This window comes from Burkholderia sp. COPS, from assembly GCF_019425585.1.
GTDB lineage: Bacteria > Pseudomonadota > Gammaproteobacteria > Burkholderiales > Burkholderiaceae > Burkholderia > Burkholderia cepacia.
In genome coordinates, this window is record NZ_WIXR01000024.1 from 114,288 (window position 1) to 131,099 (window position 16,812).

Below are 16,812 nucleotides of genomic sequence, written 5' to 3' on the forward strand. Positions count from 1 at the left end.
GGCATGGGCCGACAAAAATCGGGGCAAAACGACCAGCCCGAGGCGGCGGCAGCGGATGCGCCGGCGCGCGCGCGGCTGGTACCGACGCAGCAGCGCAGCCGCGAGCGGTTCGAGCGCATTCTCGCGAGCGCGTCGGAGGTGATGATCGAGAAAGGCTGCGACGCGTTCCGGATGAGCGACATCGTCGAACGCACGGGCATCTCGTTCGGTTCGCTGTACCAGTACTTCCCGGACAAGGCGGCCGTGATCGGCACGCTCGCAGAGCGCTACAACGAAGCCGGGCACGACTGCGTGCGGCGCGATCTCGCCGCGATGAAGTCGCTCGACGACCTGCACGCCACGCTCGCCCGCATCACGGACAGCTATTACCGGATGTTCATCGACGAGCCGCTGATGCGCGACATCTGGCGGGCCACGCAGGCCGACCGCGCACTGCAGGCGCTCGACCGGGCGGACGGCGAGTTTCTGGCGGGGCTGTTGGCGGATGCGCTGCGGGAACTCGCACCGGCGGTGCCCGACGTGCAGTTGGCCGCGTTCTCGGAATTGACGATGGTGTTGATCGCCGCGGCGGTACGACATGCGATCGAGTTGCCGCCGAAGGCGGCGCGCAGGATTCTCGCGATGTTCAAGCAAACATTGCCGGAAAATCTTTCCGTGCTCGACAGCTAGGGCGCGCACGAATTTCATAACCGGGAAATTCCCATTCCCCGCTCGTTATTGAATATTCGCCAATATAATTACAAGAATCCCCAAGGGCGCAGCGCGAGACCGCGGCGCCTGCATTCCTGATTCCCCATTCAAACCGACCCAAAGCTCCGCTACGCTCGAAAGCGCGGGGCTTTCTTTTTTTGCGCAGCGCAATCCGCTTCGTGAACCGACTCGCGTTTCGCACCGGTGAACTCCGCGACGCATTATTTATGCATTGCAGCAGCCAGACTCCGCCGGCGTCAACAAATCGCCAGATGATTTACCGGAACAGATTAATTAAAAAATGACGATGATCAATGGAATCGATTTCAATCGATAACCACAATCACCCTTCGATTCTTCCATTTACTTTTCAATATTTATTCCGTTAAGCTTGCGCCAATATTTTTTTGACACCACCCAGATTGATCGATGAATTTCAGATCCAGGCGCATTTGAATTAAACCGATCGATTATTGTTTATTTTGAAAATCAAATGAGACGATATCACTCCACCGAAACCGGCCAGCCTTCATCCGGTTGACCCGGCGCGCCGTGCGTCGCTCGGCGCCAGATGCCTGCCGCCCCGACCACATCTCTTTGGCATCGCGATTCAGGCTTCGCGGGCCGCGCCCGGTCATGGCGCACGGCCCGCGCGGCACCGCACTGCTATCACGAACTTCGAACTCACACTCTTGCGAGCGCTGACGATGGACGACTTTTGCCGCGCGAATTTGCCCCCTGCCGAGGATTGGCCGACGTTCGTCTTCGAATTGCCGGGGCTGCAGTTTCCGCCGTTTCTCAATTGCGCCGCCGCGCTGCTGGATACCGCCGTCGACGAGCGCGGCTGGGGCGATCGGGTGGCGATCACGACCGGGTCGGGCATCACGTGGTCGTATCGCGAATTGCGCGATGCCGCCAACCGGATCGCCAACCTGCTCGTCCATGACGGGGGCCTCGTGGCCGGCAATCGGGTGCTGCTGCACGGCGCGAATCACCCGATGCTGGCCGCCGCGTGGTTCGGCGTGGTCAAGGCCGGCGGCGTCGCCGTCGCAACGATGCCGAAGCTGCGCGCGGGAGAACTGTCGACCATCATCGGGCGGGCCCGGGTCACGCACGTCATCTGCGAAGCCGGGCTGTCCGCCGAACTCGACGCGGCGATGGCGAGCCTGCAGTGGCGCGGCGACGTGCGACGCTACGACACGGACGACACGCATCCGCACGCGCGCTGGCTCGACGGCCATTCGGCGGCATTCGCGGCCGCCGAAACACGCGCGGACGATCCCTGCCTGATCGCGTTCACGTCGGGAACGACCGGCGAACCGAAGGCAACCGTCCATTTTCATCGCGACGTGATGGCGGCCTGCCACTGCTTTCCGCAGCACGTGCTCCGGCCCACGGCCGATGACGTCTTCTGCGGATCGCCGCCGCTCGCGTTCACGTTCGGCCTCGGCGCGCTGCTGCTGTTTCCGGTCAGCGTCGGCGCAAGCGTCGTGCTGTTGCCGAAAGCGGGCCCGGAACAGCTGCTGGCCGCCGTCGAACGGCATCGGGTCAGCATCCTGTTTACGGCGCCGGCGGCCTATCGGGCCATGCTCGATCATCTCGACCAGCGCGGCCCGTGCGACATCTCGTCCCTGCGCAAATGCGTGTCGGCGGGCGAGGCGCTGCCGCCGTGGACGCGCGATGCGTGGCAGATCCGCACCGGCCTGCACCTGATCGACGGCATCGGGTCGACCGAGATGCTGCACATCTTCGCGTCGACCGGCGATACCGGCACGAAGGACGGCGCGATCGGCAAGGCGGTGCCCGGTTACCGCGTTGCCGTCGTGGACGAGCACGGCCAGTGCCTGCCGCCCTACGAGATCGGCTACCTGGCCGTGCAGGGGCCGACCGGATGCCGCTACCTGAACGACACGCGGCAACGCGACTACGTCAAGCACGGCTGGAACCTGACGGGCGACAGCGCCTACCTGGATGAGGACGGCTACCTGTTCTACCAGGCCCGCGCGGACGACATGATCATCACCTCCGGCTACACGGTGTCGCCCGGCGAAGTGGAGCAGGCGCTGCTGCGCCATCCGGATATCGCCGAATGCGGCGTCGTCGGGCACGTCGACGAACGGGGCGGCACGCTCATCTGCGCGCACGTGGTGCTGCGCCCGGGCGTCGACGGCTCGGATGCGTTGACGACGCAGCTTCAGCAGCACGTGAAAAGCGTGATTGCGCCATACAAGTGCCCGCATCGCGTGGCCTATCACGCCGCCGGTTTGCCGCGCAACGAGTCGGGCAAATTGCGGCGCGCCGTGCTCCGGCAGGCCGGTCATGGCGCGGCGCGTTCCCTGAATCAAGCAGTCCAAAGCGAAGAAATCCTATGAAAATTCTCGGCGCCGCGGCGGCCATTCCGGCCCCCGCGACCACCGCGCAATCCTGCGCGAACGACTACGCGATCAAGGCGGCCAGGCAGGCACTGCAACAAGCCGGTTGCCTGCCGTCGGAACTGGATCTGATCGTCAGCCTGTCGATCTCCCCCAGCCGGATGGCGGACGCGCCGTCGATCGCGGGCCCGCGGCTGGCGCACCCCGTGCAGCGCGACCTGCGTGCGCGGCATGCGGCCGTGTTCGACCTGCTCGATGCGGACTGGACGCTCGCGCTCGATCTCGCGCAAAGCCATTGCCGGCAGCTCGGCTATCGGCGCGCCCTCGTCGTTCGCGCGGAAGCGCTCGCGGACGTCGAGCAGGTGGCCGAGAGCGGCTTCGCCGACGGTGCGGGCGCGATCGTGCTGACGCCGTCCGGCCATGACCGCGCTTATGCGAGCCGCTACGCGGATCTCGATTCCCCGCCGTTCGCGACGCTCGACGCGCTCGCGCCCCGGCGCGTGAACGGCAGCCTGTCGCTGGCCCGCTTCGAAAGCCGGTTCGATCGCGCCACCGGCCGCTTCGACGCCGAACCGGCCAATGCGGGCGCCGCGGTCAACGCAATGCTCGACGCGGCGCAAAGCCGCATCGACCGGCGTGCCGCCACGCTGTTCTGCGAATCGTGGCTGGGCGGATGGCCGTCGATCGCCACCGGCGCGCGGGATGCTTTCCGCGTCGACGTCGTCACCGGTGCGGCGGAGATTCCGAACCCGTTCCAGCTGCCCGCGTGGCTCGCGTCGCGCGTCGCAGATTCGATTTCGTTGCGCGACGATGAACGGACGGTGATCGCCATGACACTGGATCCGTTCCGGCCGCGCATCGCCTGCAGCACGATGGAGGTCTGACGGTGCACAACGTCCGAATCGCAAGTCTCGCCTGCCGCCTGCCGGCCCGCCAGGTACCCAACGACGATCCCGTCTTCGCGGGCGTCGAGCCCATTCCGGCGGAATGGTGGCAATTCTGGGGCATCGAATCGCGCCACATGATCGACCCCGATGCCGGCGAATCCGAACTCGCGCTGGCCGAGCGCACGGCCCGCGACGCCCTCGCGCGTGCCGGCGTGGAACCCGCCGAACTCGACCTGGTGCTGTTCAACATGACGTCGCCGTTCGTGTCGCTCGCCGACGGCCGGCGCCGGTTCGCGCCGCGGCTCTCGCGCGCGCTGCGCGACCGGCTCGGCGCCACACGCGCGCTCGACGCCGATATCGAGATGGAATGCGCGAGCTTCGTGCTGCAACTGCAGCTCGCCGCCAACCTCATCAAGCAGGGGCGCGTGAAACGGGCGCTGGTGTGCTCGTCGGAGCGCATGTCGGCGGTGGTCGACTACACGAGCAAGTCGTCGACGAACTTCGGCGACGGCGCGGCCGCGGCCGTGCTCGTCGCGGAGCCGGCCGACCCCGACGGCGCCGACTGGCTGGATGCCGCGTATCACAGCGACGCCACTCGCTACGACCTCGTGACGATGCAGTGGCGCAATGCGCAGGCCACGGCCGACGACGACGCGGAAACCGGCGCCGACAACCCGTTCGGCGTGTATTTCACGCTCAAGCCCGAAGCGCAGGAAGCGATCTCGCGTTTCATGCCGGTGGCCATTCCCGACATCGTCGAGCGCCTGCTGCACCGGAGCGGCACCGGCATCGCCGACGTCGATGCGATGGTGTTCCACCAGCCGTCGGCGCTGCTCGTGCGCTCATGGGCGCAGCGGCTCGGGCTCAGACCCGATCAGTACGTGATTCGCGTGGCCGATTGCGCGTGCCTCGTGTCGGCCGCGGTGCCGTTCGCGCTGGCCGAGTCGATCCGGCAGGGCGTGATCCGGCCGGGATCGAAGGTCGTGATTGCCGGCGCGGGCGCGGGCTGGGGCTTCGGCGCGCAATTGTGGCGCTGGGGCGAAACCGTCGTGTCCGATGCGGGCGGCACGGTCGCCGTCGTGACGGAACAGGAGGGTCACGCATGAGCGCCCGTCTCGTCATCGCCGGGTTCGGCCATGCGCTGCCCGAGCGAATCGTCGGCAACGACGAAGTCGCCGGCATGATCGACACCAGCGACGCGTTCATTCGCGAACGCACCGGTGTCGTCGCGCGACGCTATCTCGGCCCCGATCAGGATCTGGCGGATCTCGCCTGCCCGGCCGCGGAACGCGCAATGGCCGACGCGGGCGTCACGGCGCACGACGTCGACCTGCTGATCGTCAACACGCTGTCGCCCGATCATCACGACCCGTCGCAGGCGTGCTACATCCAGCCCCGGCTCGGCTTGCGGGAAGTGCCGTGCTTCGACATCCGCGCGCAATGCAGCGGCGGGCTCTACGGGCTCGAGATCGCGCGTCACTTCCTCGCGAGCGGCCTGTATCGCAACGTGCTGCTGGTCTGCGCCGAGGCGCTATCGCGGCGCATCGACGCGAGCAACGCCGGGCGCAATCTGTCGATCCTGTTGAGCGACGGCGCCGCCGCGCTGCTGCTGCAGGCGACGGACGAGCCGGCGCGCGGGCTGATCGACCTGACGCTCGGCGCCGACGGCACCCAGTTCGACCTGCTCGCCACCGAGGCGCCCGGCGCGCGACGCCCGCGCTTCATCGACGCGGACGACATCGCGGCCGGCCGCCACCACTTCCGGATGAAAGGCGCGCCGATGTTCGAGGACGCGACGCGCCGCATCGTCGACGCATGCCGCCAGATGCTCGACAAGCATCGGCTGACGATCGGCGATATCGGCCTGGTCGTGCCGCACCAGCCGAACCTGCGCATCCTCGACGCGGTCATCGAGCGGCTCGGGCTGCCCCGCGAGCGCTGCATGATCTCGGTCGATCAACTGGGCAACATGGCGAGCGCGGCGTTTCCGGTCGCGCTCTCGCTCGCCCATGAGCAAGGCCGCATGCCGGCCGGCCAGCTCAACCTCCTCGTGACCTACGGCGCGGGCGCGACATGGGCCTGTGCGCTCTATCGGAGCTGAACGACATGCTGAACGCTTCCCCCGGGTGGATCGAGCCGCGGCTGGCGCTGATCGGCACCGCCGACGTGCCGCTGTATGTGATCGTCAACGACGAGGCCGCGACGCTGATCGAGGGCGGCCTGAGCGGCATGACGGCGCTCGTATGGCAGCAGCTTCACGACCTGCTGCGGGACTTCGGCGGAATCCGGCATTTGCGCTACTGGCTGATAACCCACTCGCACTATGACCATTGCAGCCTGCTGATGACGCTCAAGTCGCGCATGCCGTGGCTCCATGTATCCGGTTCGCCCGACGCGTTCGATGCGTTCCAGAGCCCGTCGGCCTGCCGCACCATCCGCCAGCTCGACGAGCACGCGTCTCGGTCGTGGGAACCCGCCGCCGGCGCCGATTTCACCGAGTTGGCCGACCTGCCGTTCTACCCGGTCAATCCGGGCGCGCAACTCGACATCGGCGACGGGATGCAGATTCGCACGATCGCGCTGCCGGGCCACAGCCGCTGCCAGTTCGGCTACTACTGCCCGCAGCTGGACATCGGTTTCGTGTCGGATGCGCTCGGCGAGTTTCAGGACGCCACCCACTGGCTGCCGCTGGTCTTTCAGGACCTGTTTGCGTACCGGCACTCGCTGGACGTCATCGAACAGCTGCATGCACCGCGGCTCGCCCTGGGGCACCACGGCATCCTCACCGGCGAGCTCGCCCGGTCGGCCGCACGGCATGCGCGCGCGTGCCTCGATGCACGCGAGGCCGACGCACGCGCGGTTCGCGGCAACGCCGCCGCCACGCAGGCACTGGCCCATCAGTGGACGGCCCGTTACGCGGCAAGAAGCGAAAAGGTCGTGCCGCGTTTCCTGCACCTCAAAAGCATGACGCACATGATCGACCTGTTCCATCGCGCCGAATAGCCGTATCCGGATGTCCGCCGCGGCAACGCACGGGCACCGGCCGGTGCGAGGCCCCTGCTCGCTGTTTTCATTCCTCTTCCGACGACATCATGACCACTGCGACCTTGCCGACTACGCTTGGCGAATTGCTTCAGAACCGCGCCGCCACACGCGGCGACCACACCGCCTACGTGTTCCTGAGCGGGCCGCCCGAGCAGGAACGGGCCGAATCGATGACCTTCTCCGAGCTCGACGTGCGCGCCCGCCGGGTCGCCGCGCTGCTGCGGCAGAACGCGGTCGACGTCGGCGACCGCGTGCTGCTGCTGTGCCGGCCGGGCCTCGATTACGTCGGCGCCTTCATGGGGTGCCTGTATGCGGGCGCGATCGCGGTGCCGGCCTACCCGCCGCGCAACAGGCAGCATATGGTGCGGATCGCCGGCATCGTCGAAAACGCGGGCGCCGACACGATCCTGTGCTCGGCCGAGGACCACGCGCGCTGCTCGACCTGGCTCGCCGATACCGACGCGTCCGGCAGCACGCTGCTCGACGTCGGCGGCGCGCAGGCGCTGGCTCCCGTGGATTCGCCCGCCGGCGTGCAGCCGTCCCACATCGCGTTTCTGCAATACACGTCGGGAACGACGGGCACACCGAAAGGCGTGATGGTGAGTCACGCGAACCTGATCCACAACCTGGGGCTGATACGCGAATGGCTTGCGTATGACGAGTCGAGCACGATCGTCAGCTGGCTGCCGCCGTATCACGACATGGGCCTGATCGGGGTGATCCTGACGTCGCTGTACGGCGGCTTCCGCAGCGTGCTGATGGCCCCGGAACGGTTCATCCAGCATCCGTACCTGTGGCTGCGCGCGATCAGCCAGTACCGCGCGGACCTGACGGGCGCGCCCGATTTCGCGTACCGGATGTGCTGCCGGCGAATCTCCGACGAACAGCTGGCGACGCTCGACCTGTCGTGCCTGCGCGCCGCGTACAACGGCGCCGAGTCGGTGCGCGCCAGCACGCTGACGGATTTCTCGCAGCGCTTCGCGGCAGCGGGCTTCGCCGCCGACGGGTTCCTGCCGTGTTACGGGCTCGCGGAGGGCACGCTGTACGTCGCCGGCCGCACGGAACGGCACCCGGTCCGCACGCTGTGCGTCGACCAGGCCGCGCTCCAGCGGCAATCGGTGGTGTTGCGCAACGAGACCCTCGGCGTGTCGCCGCAGCCGCTGGACCGCCCGGGCGAGCGGGTTCTGGTCGGCGTGGGCCGCACCGACGGCGAACAGCAGGTGATCGTGCGCGACCTGGAGACCAACGCGCGATGCGACGACCGGACCATCGGCGAAATCTGCGTGGCCGGCCCGAGCGTCGCCGCCGGCTACTGGCGGCTGGACGAGCAGACGCATTCGACCTTCCGGCACACGCTGGCCGGCGACCGGGACCAGGCATTCATGCGCACCGGCGATCTCGGCTTCATTCTGGATGACGAACTGTACGTGACCGGCCGGCTCAAGGACATGGTGATCCTCGCCGGCCGCAACTACTACTCGGAAGACATCGAATACGCGCTGATCGTCGGCGTGCCGGAACTGGTGCCGAACGGCTGCGCGGCCTTCATGGACGACCAGGCCGACGCGGAGCGCCTGATCGTCGTGGCCGAAGTCGAGCGCACGCAACGCAAGGGCAATCTCGACAGCTTCATCGAAGCGATTCGCCAGGCGATCTGGAACCGCCTCGACATCGGGCCGAGCAGGATCGTGCTGGTGTCGCCCGGCAGCGTGCCGAAGACGTCGAGCGGCAAGGTGCGCCGCAGCACGTGCCGCGCGCAGCTGCACGACGGCGCGCTGACGATCCTCGCACAGTGGGACGTCGACGCCGGCACGCAAACGCCGGCGCCCGATCGCGGGCAGCCCGCGCGCCCGGCCGCCGGTGTCGACCAGCCGGCGGCCAACGATCGCCGGCGCGACGACGGCGCCACCGTCGACGAACTGAACGACTGGCTCAGGCACTACGCCCGCACGCGGATCGATTCGCGCACCATCGACGAGCGACGCACCATTCCGCCGCACGTCGTCCTCGATTTCGGCAACCGGGGCCTGCTCGGCATGCCGATCGACCGTTCGCATGGCGGGCTCGGGCTCGGCCACCGCGAAATGGCGCGCGTGTTTGCGCAACTGGCCGCGATCGATTCGACGCTGGCTTTTTTCGTCGCCCTGAACAATACGCTCGGCATCGTGCCGATCATGCAGCACGCGCAACCCGCGTTGCGCGACGAACTGCTGCCGAGCCTCGCGAGCGGCCGAATGCTCGCCGCATTCGCGATCACGGAGCCGGCCGCGGGCTCGCATGTCCGCGCGATCGCGTCCCGCGCGCAGCGCACCGCGTCCGGCGACTGGCTGGTCAGCGGCACCAAGCGCTGGAGCGGCTCGTCCGCGTGGGCGGGGATCATCAACGTGTTCGCGAAGCAGGCCGACGGCACGGGAATGGTCGGCCTGGCGGTGCGACCCGGCACGCCGGGCGTGCGGATCGGCGCCGAAGAGCTGACGATGGGCGTGCGCGGCATGATCCAGAATTCGCTGCATCTGAATCGGGCGCGGATCGACGACGCATGCCGGCTCGGCGACATCGGCCAGGGCCTGTCCGTGGCGCAGCACGCGATGAACATCGCGCGCCTCGGCATCGCCGCCGTCAGCGTGGGCGGAATGAAGCGCTGTGCGCAGCTGATGCATCGCTACGGGGCGCGGCGCGAGGTCGCCACCGGGCTCCTGCTGGACAATCCGCTGAGCCGCCTGCGCCTGGGCGAGCTGCGGGACCGCATCGACGGGCTCGACGCGCTGGTCGAGCACCTGGCCACCGAGCTGGACCTCGGCGTCGCGCTGCCTGAAGACTGCCTGCTGATCGCGAAGATTCTCGGCTCCGAGCTGCTGTCGCAATCCGCCGACGAGCTGATGCAGTTCCTGGGCGGCCGCGGTTACATCGAGACCAACTTCGCGCCGCAGATCTTCCGCGACGCGCGCCTGACCCGCATCTTCGAGGGGCCGACCGAAACGCTGCTGGTTCACCTCGGCAGCCGTCTGCTGAACGGAAGCGACGAGCTTCCGCGTTATCTGGAAAGCGCGCTGGGCGCCGGCGTGCTGGCCACGGAGCTGCGCGAGCTCAGCGCCCGGCTGTCGCAGGACGGGCTCGCCAATGCGGCGAAACTCGGCGGCGCCGCGCATGCCGCCGTCTGGGTCAATTACTGGCTCGGCACGATCGCGCAATGGGGACTGCTGCTCGCGGTGACCGAACGTGCGGCTGCGCAGCAGCGCATCGGTGACGGCGCGCTGCGCTGGGCGCAGCGCCGGTACGAACTCGCGATCGAGGCGGCGCAGCGGCAGGTCGGCCTGCGATCCGCACTGACCACGTCGGCGCAATTGAACGACTGGGCCGCGCAGATCGGGCTCGAGATCGGCGCGATCGAGCAAACGGTCCCGGGCGCCAGCCAACTCGTCGATCCGTTGCTGGACGCCAATCCCGGCGAGCACGCGGCCGCCGGCATGCCCGACACTCCCGACACACCCGACACGCCGGCCGGCGAAGACGCCGGTCCGGCGCCGGCCCCGATCGCGGGCGAGCCGGCGAGCCTGCTCGATCGCCAGCAGGTTCATGCCGTCGAACAATGGCTCATCGCGTGGCTGGGCGAGCGCCTCAAGCACCGCAAGCTTCGCTTGACGCGCGAGTCGACGTTCGCCGAGATCGGCTTCGACTCGATCCTCGCCGTCGAAATGACGATCGTATTCAGCGAGGCGTTCAGCGTGAGCGTCGATCCGTCCGCGGTCTGGGACTACCCGTCCATTCGCGCGCTGGCCGCCCATCTCGCGCCCCGTACTCGCGGCACCGCGCCGGCGCCGATCGTGGCGCACGCCGATCCGGATGCCCCTTCATCCCATGCAGCCCAACCTTCGATCCTGTGAGACCGTCCAACATGCACGCCCGATACGCCCGATACGACCTTGGTGATTCCACCACCGCGCTGGCCCGGCAGCTCGAACACTATCTCGACGCCTATCCCGACGAAACGCGCACGTTGCTCGGCCTGCCGGCCGGCGCCGCGATCGGCGTCGAGGTGCTCGACGAGGAACTGCCCGTCAGGCTCGAACAACACACGCATGCGGCCACGCTGCGCATCGGCCGGCACGACGCACAGCGCGTGATGGCCTACACGCGCAGTTGCAACTGGGCCAACGGCATCGTGCTGGTGCCGACGCTGGCGCGCCTGGTGTTTGCCGGCGCGTTCGACGGCCTGCGGGCCGGAGCGCCCCGCGCGATGCGCGCGTTCGCGGCATCCCGCCAGCCCGACCCGACCCGCAACCTCGGGATTCTGTGGGGCGCCTTCAACCTGCTGAGCCTGGCCGGCTGGCTGACCCTCGATCGCGGCGACGAAGACGCCGACTATGCGCTCACGCCCGCCGGCGAATATGTCGTCGCGTGCGTCGAGCACGCCCGGCCGCTGTTCGGGCAACTGGCCGATGCAACGTCGGTGCTCCAGCATCTGCACGCACTGTGTCATCGAACGCGCGTGGCGGCCGAGGACAGCCTGCTGTATGCGCGGCTCGTGCGGGCCTGCGTGGCGGGCTGGCCGGAGCTTGCGCCTCCGGCCACCGACCTGGAGCGCCAGGCGAACGGACAGCTGCGCACGGCGATGGACGGCCTGCTGCTGGGCCCGACCTGGGTCGCGCTCGACATGCCGGTGTTCGACAGGCAGCCGGATGGCCAGTACGCGCAGTCGGCGCCCGGCATCCTCGGCAAGCTCGTCGAGCAGCCCGGCGGGGTCGCGGTGGGCGCCTGGACACAGGCGGACCCGGTCGTCCTGGACGCGGCATGGGCGCTGATGGGCAAGTTCGGCATGGTGGAAATCGACCAGGGAAAGGTGCGGCTCACCGAGTCGGGCCGGATTCACCGTCCGATCGCCGCGCCTTATGCGGGGCTGCCCGCGTCGTATCTGCGTTCGTATGCGCTGCTCGACGAGCTCCTGTTCGGCAACCCCGATCCGCTCGATATCGACAGCGACGGCCACATCGATCGCGTGATGAACGTGTATGCGTCGAGCGGCGCCGGGTCGGGGCCGGCGTCGCAGGAAATCACGACGAAGATCCTGCGCGAGCTGTTCGACGACACGCCGCTGGATCGCCAGCCCGCCGGCATCGCCGACATGGGCTGCGGCGACGGCAGCGCGGTGAAGCGCCTGGCGGAATACGTCATCACGTCGACGCGGCGCGGCCGGCACCTCGCGGACTATCCGCTGCTCGTGATCGGCGCCGACTACAACGAATCCGCGCGCGGCCGCGCCGCCGCGACGCTATCCGCGCTGAAGGACATTCCAGGCGTGCAGGTACGCGTGATCGCCGCCGACATCTCCCAGCCCGACCGCTACGACGAAGCCGTGGCCGACAGCGGCCTGACCGTCACGCAGCCCGACGGCAGCGTGCGCCCGGCGCGACTCAGCGACCTGCTGCACACCTTCATGTTCCTGGTCCACAACCGTCGGCTGGGCGTCCGGCGCACGGACGCCGCCGAAGCGATCCTCGAGCGTCATCTCCGCACCGTCGATCGGGCACGCCTGCGCGCGGTGATCGACCAGCACTATGCGGGGGCCCTGACGGTATCGGATCAGGAAGCGTTGCCGATCGGGCTCGAACAGATCAAGCGCGCGTTCAAGGTCGCGTACAGCGACGCGGAAGGGCTCGTTCCCGGTTACGTGGCGGCTGCGGACCTGATCGATTTCCTGACCCGCTGGAAGCCCCACGCGAAGCATGGCTTTCTCATCGTGGAAGGACATAGCCCGTGGGCGGAGAACCTGTGCGCGCGGGCGCCGGGCGGCCCGGACACGTGGTTGCGCACCGAGCAGCTTCCGTCGGTGTTCAACTGGGGCATGCATTTCGTGTCGCGCCAGTTCATGGCGCCCTTCAACGAATTCACGCTCGCGCTGACCTTGGCCGGCCTGCGCCCCGACAGCCCGATTTACGGGCGGATTCATCCGGAAGGGTTCCCGGCGCCCGATCTGCTGAGCGACTATCGGTTCTTCAGTATCGCGAACTACGTTGCCGATACCGCTGTTGCCGATTGACGGTCCGTTCGGCGCCATGCGGTACGCAGCGACGGCCGTGAATCGCATCGAGAAAACACCCCGGAGGCTGGATCAGTGCCCAGTCTCCGGGGTGCGGGTGCGCGCCGTACTGCTCGCCGGTTTCATGAATGCCCCGGATTCACACAGGGGCCTCCACGCAACCGGCGCCCGGCTCGCGCATCAGGCGCTGTAGTCGTACACCCCGCGCCCCGTCTTCCGCCCCAGCCGCCCGGCGGTCACCATCTCGCGCAGCAGCGGGCACGCGCGATACTTCGGGTCGCCGCCATTCGGACGCGACGGACACGCCCCCGGTTGCGCCGCGCGGCCGTCATGTTGGAGACAGGGCCCCCACGGCCCCGGCCCCGACCATCCTTAACGCACCACGTTGATCCGGCCGCGCGAGTCGTCGAAGCAACCGATGCCGGGCCCGCAAGCGCGCGCGTTGATCGCGAACTCGCCGAGCTTGACGGCGCGAACCGAAAAGACCGGCTGGAACAGCACGACCCCGCCGTTCGTATAGCCCGTGAAGTTGACGACACCGAACGGCTCGGAGTAGAGCGACATGGGCACGTTCCCGATCTGCGCCGTCGATACCCACAGGTGGACCGGCAAGTCGGTGAATTGGAGGACATGGGCCAGGATCCCCGGCACGATGATCGTGATGCCCTGGTCGTTGGCGATCGCCTTCGCGGGCGCGGTCCCGCCGGCCTTCGCGGCGCGGGCGACCTCGGCCGGCATCGGGGCGGTGCTGCGGCACAGCGCGAAATCGAGAACCCGCTCGTCGATCGTCACGTCCGACTCGTCGGTCACATCGACCGCGCCGCGTTGCGCGCATTGCTGCTGCCGATGCCGCGTCGCCTCGGCCGGCTGCTCGCCGCGCACGAAGCTCACGCGGCCCGGCGCGATCTGCTTCAGCACCTGTTCGATGACGACCGTCCTGCGCGCATCGGTGGGATCCGTGGTGCGGATCGAACGATAGATCTTGGTCACGCCGGCGGCATTGCCGACCGCTTGGTAATTGACGATCTCGTCCTGAGCCGTAGCGGGCGCGACGCCGTCCGCCTGCTGTGCATGAGCGGAAAGCGCGGCAACGGACGTCGCCACTGCGATAACCCAAGCTTTAGGTTGCATGTATCCATCCTGAAGTGAGAGAGGAAACCACGCGCCCCTCGTTGCCGACGGGCGCACACCATGGCGCCGTGGTCCGGACGAACGGACGACCGCGCCCCGCCGATTCGCGCCGGCTTTTCACGTCCTTGAAAGCGAATAGGCGAACGACATCCGCACGATCAGAAATCGTGTTTTAGTAAGTGCGATGGCAATGGATCCATTTTCAGAAAACCAGCGCGAATCTACGCAGGAACCCGAACCGCTGTTGTACGTAAATGTCAGCCGCCCACGCGCGCCCGATTTATGCAACAACCTATTGCCGCTTTATTTTCTCTCGATTGCATTTGCGCAACCAAGATATAACATTACACACTGAAACGTCAATTTAATCGATATGAAAATATCCACGCTAATTGATTTAACTATTTGACGATTAAAATCGATTTTCGAAATAATTCAACCGGCGGACAGGATTCGGCGAGCCACTTCCATAAATGAAAAACGCGGATGGCGAACCGCACCGGATGAACGACACCATCCGACACGACTCGCCACCCGCGTTGAAGACTTTCCAGCCTTCTGCTTATTTGCTGTAGTCGTACACCCCCCGCCCCGTCTTGCGCCCCAGCCGGCCGGCCGTCACCATCTCGCGCAGCAGCGGGCACGCGCGATACTTCGGGTCGCCGAAGTCCTTCACGAACACGTCCATCACCGCGAGGCACACGTCGAGGCCGACGAGGTCGGCCAGCGCGAGCGGCCCGATCGGGTGGTTCGCGCCGAGCTTCATCCCCGCGTCGATCTCCTCGGCCGACGCGATGCCTTCAGCCAGCACGAAAAACGCCTCGTTGATCATCGGCACGAGAATCCGGTTCACGACGAAGCCCGGCGAGTTACGCACGCCGATCGGCGACTTGTCGAAACGCTCGGTCAGCTCGCGCACCGACGATGCGGTCGCTTCGCTCGTCTGCAGCCCGCGGATGATCTCGACGAGCGGCATCAGCGGCACCGGGTTGAAGAAGTGCATGCCGACGAAGCGCGCCGGATCGGCGAGCGGCGCAGCGAGCGCGGTGATCGAGATCGACGACGTGTTGGTCGCGATGATCGCGTCGGGCCGTGCGACGGCCTCGATCTGCTTCAGGATGCGCCCCTTCAGCTCGACGTTCTCGGTCGCAGCTTCGATCACGATATCGACCGACGCGAGCTGCGCGTAGTCGGTCGACGTCGTGATGCGCGCCAGCGCCGCATCGCGCACGGCTGCGTCGAGCTTGCCCTTCGACACGAGCCGCTCGAGGCTGCCCTTCAGCGTCGCGACGCCCTTCTCGAGCGCGGCGTCGCTGACGTCGATCATCACGACGTTGAGTCCCGCAACGGCGGCGGTCTGCGCAATGCCGTTGCCCATGGTTCCGGCGCCCACGACGCCGACAATTTCGATGGCCATGTAGTTCCTGTGTGTTCGGGTGCTGAGCGGTCGATTATCAGATGTTCTCGAAGATGGCCGCAATCCCCTGGCCGCCGCCGATACACATCGTCACGAGCGCGTAACGCCCGCCGATGCGCTTCAGTTCGTACAGCGCCTTGACCGTGATCAGCGCACCGGTCGCGCCGATCGGGTGACCGAGCGAGATGCCCGACCCGTTCGGGTTGACCTTCGCCGGATCGAGGCCGAGCTCCTGCGTGACCGCGCATGCCTGGGCGGCGAACGCCTCGTTCGCCTCGATCACGTCGAGATCGGTGATCTTCAGGCCCGCGCGTTCGAGCGCCTTCTGCGTGGCCGGCACGGGGCCGATGCCCATGTATGCCGGATCGACACCCGCGTGCGCATACGCGACGAGCCGGGCGAGCGGCTTCACGCCCTGCGCGCGCGCGGCGTCCGCGCTCATCATCAGCACGGCCGCGGCCGCATCGTTGATGCCCGACGCGTTGCCGGCCGTCACCGTGCCGTCTTCCTTCTTGAACACCGGGCGCAGCTTCGTGAAATCGTCCGCGCTCGCGTCGTGACGCACGTGTTCGTCGGTGTCGAACGCGACCTCGCCCTTCTTCGTGCGGATCGAGATCGGCAGGATCTGGTCCTTGAAGCGCCCTTCCGCGATCGCGCGCGCCGCGCGACGATGCGATTCGAGCGCCAGCGCGTCTTGCGCGTCGCGCGAGATGCCGTACTTCGCCGCGACGTTCTCGGCGGTCACGCCCATGTGGATCGTCTGGAACGGGTCGTGCAGTGCGCCGAGCATCATGTCGACGAGCTTGCCGTCACCCATGCGCTGGCCGAAACGCGCGGCCGGTACCGTGTACGGCGCGCGGCTCATGTTTTCCGAGCCGCCGCCGATCGCGACGTCGGCGTCGCCGAGCATGATCGTCTGCGCGGCCGACACGATCGCCTGCAGGCCCGAACCGCACAGGCGGTTCACGGTCAGCGCGGGCGTGTGCTGCGCGACGCCGCCGTCGATCGCCGCGACGCGCGCGATATACATGTCCTTCGGTTCGGTGTTCACGACGTGGCCGAACACGACATGCCCGACCGCATCGCCCGACACGTTCGCGCGCGACAGCACTTCGCGCACGACTTTCGCCCCGAGGTCGGTCGGCGAGAAATCCTTCAGGCTGCCGCCGAAATCACCGATCGCGGTACGGACACCGCTCACCACCACGACTTCTTTCGCTGCATTGCTCATCG

Annotated in this window: 11 protein-coding genes and 1 pseudogene; 8 read left to right on the forward strand and 4 right to left on the reverse strand. The window is 67.5% G+C overall.

Going from position 1 to position 16,812, the window contains the following annotated elements:
* Positions 1-3 precede the first annotated feature (3 nt).
* The 8 genes from FOZ70_RS22065 (at position 4) to FOZ70_RS22100 (ending at position 13,031) form a co-directional block, all read left to right on the forward strand.
* Positions 4-669 carry a TetR/AcrR family transcriptional regulator gene (locus FOZ70_RS22065; RefSeq protein WP_219706720.1) on the forward strand — a complete coding sequence of 222 codons (666 nt, stop codon included), beginning with the start codon at positions 4-6 and terminating at the stop codon, positions 667-669.
* Positions 670-1,397: 728 nt separating this feature from the next.
* Positions 1,398-3,062 (forward strand): AMP-binding protein, encoded by a 1,665-nt coding sequence (locus FOZ70_RS22070; protein ID WP_219706721.1) that lies wholly within the window; start codon positions 1,398-1,400, stop codon positions 3,060-3,062.
* Positions 3,059-3,946, forward strand: a complete 888-nt coding sequence (locus tag FOZ70_RS22075) for a hypothetical protein (RefSeq protein ID WP_059651437.1) — start codon at positions 3,059-3,061, stop codon at positions 3,944-3,946. The genes FOZ70_RS22070 and FOZ70_RS22075 overlap by 4 nt, the downstream gene beginning before the upstream one ends.
* On the forward strand, positions 3,925-5,055 hold the full coding sequence (locus tag FOZ70_RS22080) for a 3-oxoacyl-ACP synthase III family protein (protein ID WP_219706771.1): 1,131 nt from the start codon (positions 3,925-3,927) through the stop codon (positions 5,053-5,055). The genes FOZ70_RS22075 and FOZ70_RS22080 overlap by 22 nt, the downstream gene beginning before the upstream one ends.
* Positions 5,052-6,050: a ketoacyl-ACP synthase III gene (locus FOZ70_RS22085; RefSeq protein WP_219706722.1), complete on the forward strand. Its 999-nt coding sequence runs from the start codon at positions 5,052-5,054 to the stop codon at positions 6,048-6,050. Before FOZ70_RS22080 ends, FOZ70_RS22085 begins: the two co-directional genes overlap by 4 nt.
* A gap of 5 nt (positions 6,051-6,055) precedes the next feature.
* Positions 6,056-6,952, forward strand: coding sequence for an MBL fold metallo-hydrolase (locus FOZ70_RS22090; protein ID WP_042973145.1), 897 nt, complete (start codon positions 6,056-6,058; stop codon positions 6,950-6,952).
* Between the two features lie 89 nt (positions 6,953-7,041).
* A complete protein-coding gene (locus tag FOZ70_RS22095; RefSeq protein WP_219706723.1) occupies positions 7,042-10,878 on the forward strand; it encodes an AMP-binding protein in 3,837 nt (1,278 codons plus the stop codon).
* 11 nt (positions 10,879-10,889) lie between these two features.
* Positions 10,890-13,031 (forward strand): hypothetical protein, encoded by a 2,142-nt coding sequence (locus tag FOZ70_RS22100; RefSeq protein ID WP_219706724.1) that lies wholly within the window; start codon positions 10,890-10,892, stop codon positions 13,029-13,031.
* A gap of 180 nt (positions 13,032-13,211) precedes the next feature.
* On the opposite strand, the pseudogene FOZ70_RS22105 reads toward FOZ70_RS22100, so the two are convergent.
* From FOZ70_RS22105 to bktB, 4 genes and pseudogenes are all read right to left on the reverse strand, one after another.
* A pseudogene (locus FOZ70_RS22105) lies at positions 13,212-13,319 on the reverse strand (3-hydroxyacyl-CoA dehydrogenase family protein); the annotation flags it as partial.
* Positions 13,320-13,403: 84 nt separating this feature from the next.
* Positions 13,404-14,219, reverse strand: coding sequence for a hypothetical protein (locus FOZ70_RS22110; RefSeq protein ID WP_219706725.1), 816 nt, complete (start codon positions 14,217-14,219; stop codon positions 13,404-13,406).
* A gap of 505 nt (positions 14,220-14,724) precedes the next feature.
* On the reverse strand, positions 14,725-15,579 hold the full coding sequence (locus FOZ70_RS22115; RefSeq protein WP_059862763.1) for a 3-hydroxybutyryl-CoA dehydrogenase: 855 nt from the start codon (positions 15,577-15,579) through the stop codon (positions 14,725-14,727).
* A 37-nt stretch (positions 15,580-15,616) separates the two neighbouring features.
* Entirely contained in the window at positions 15,617-16,810 is a 1,194-nt protein-coding gene (gene bktB, locus FOZ70_RS22120) for a beta-ketothiolase BktB (RefSeq protein ID WP_048028343.1), read from the reverse strand.
* Between the last annotated feature and the right edge of the window lie 2 nt (positions 16,811-16,812).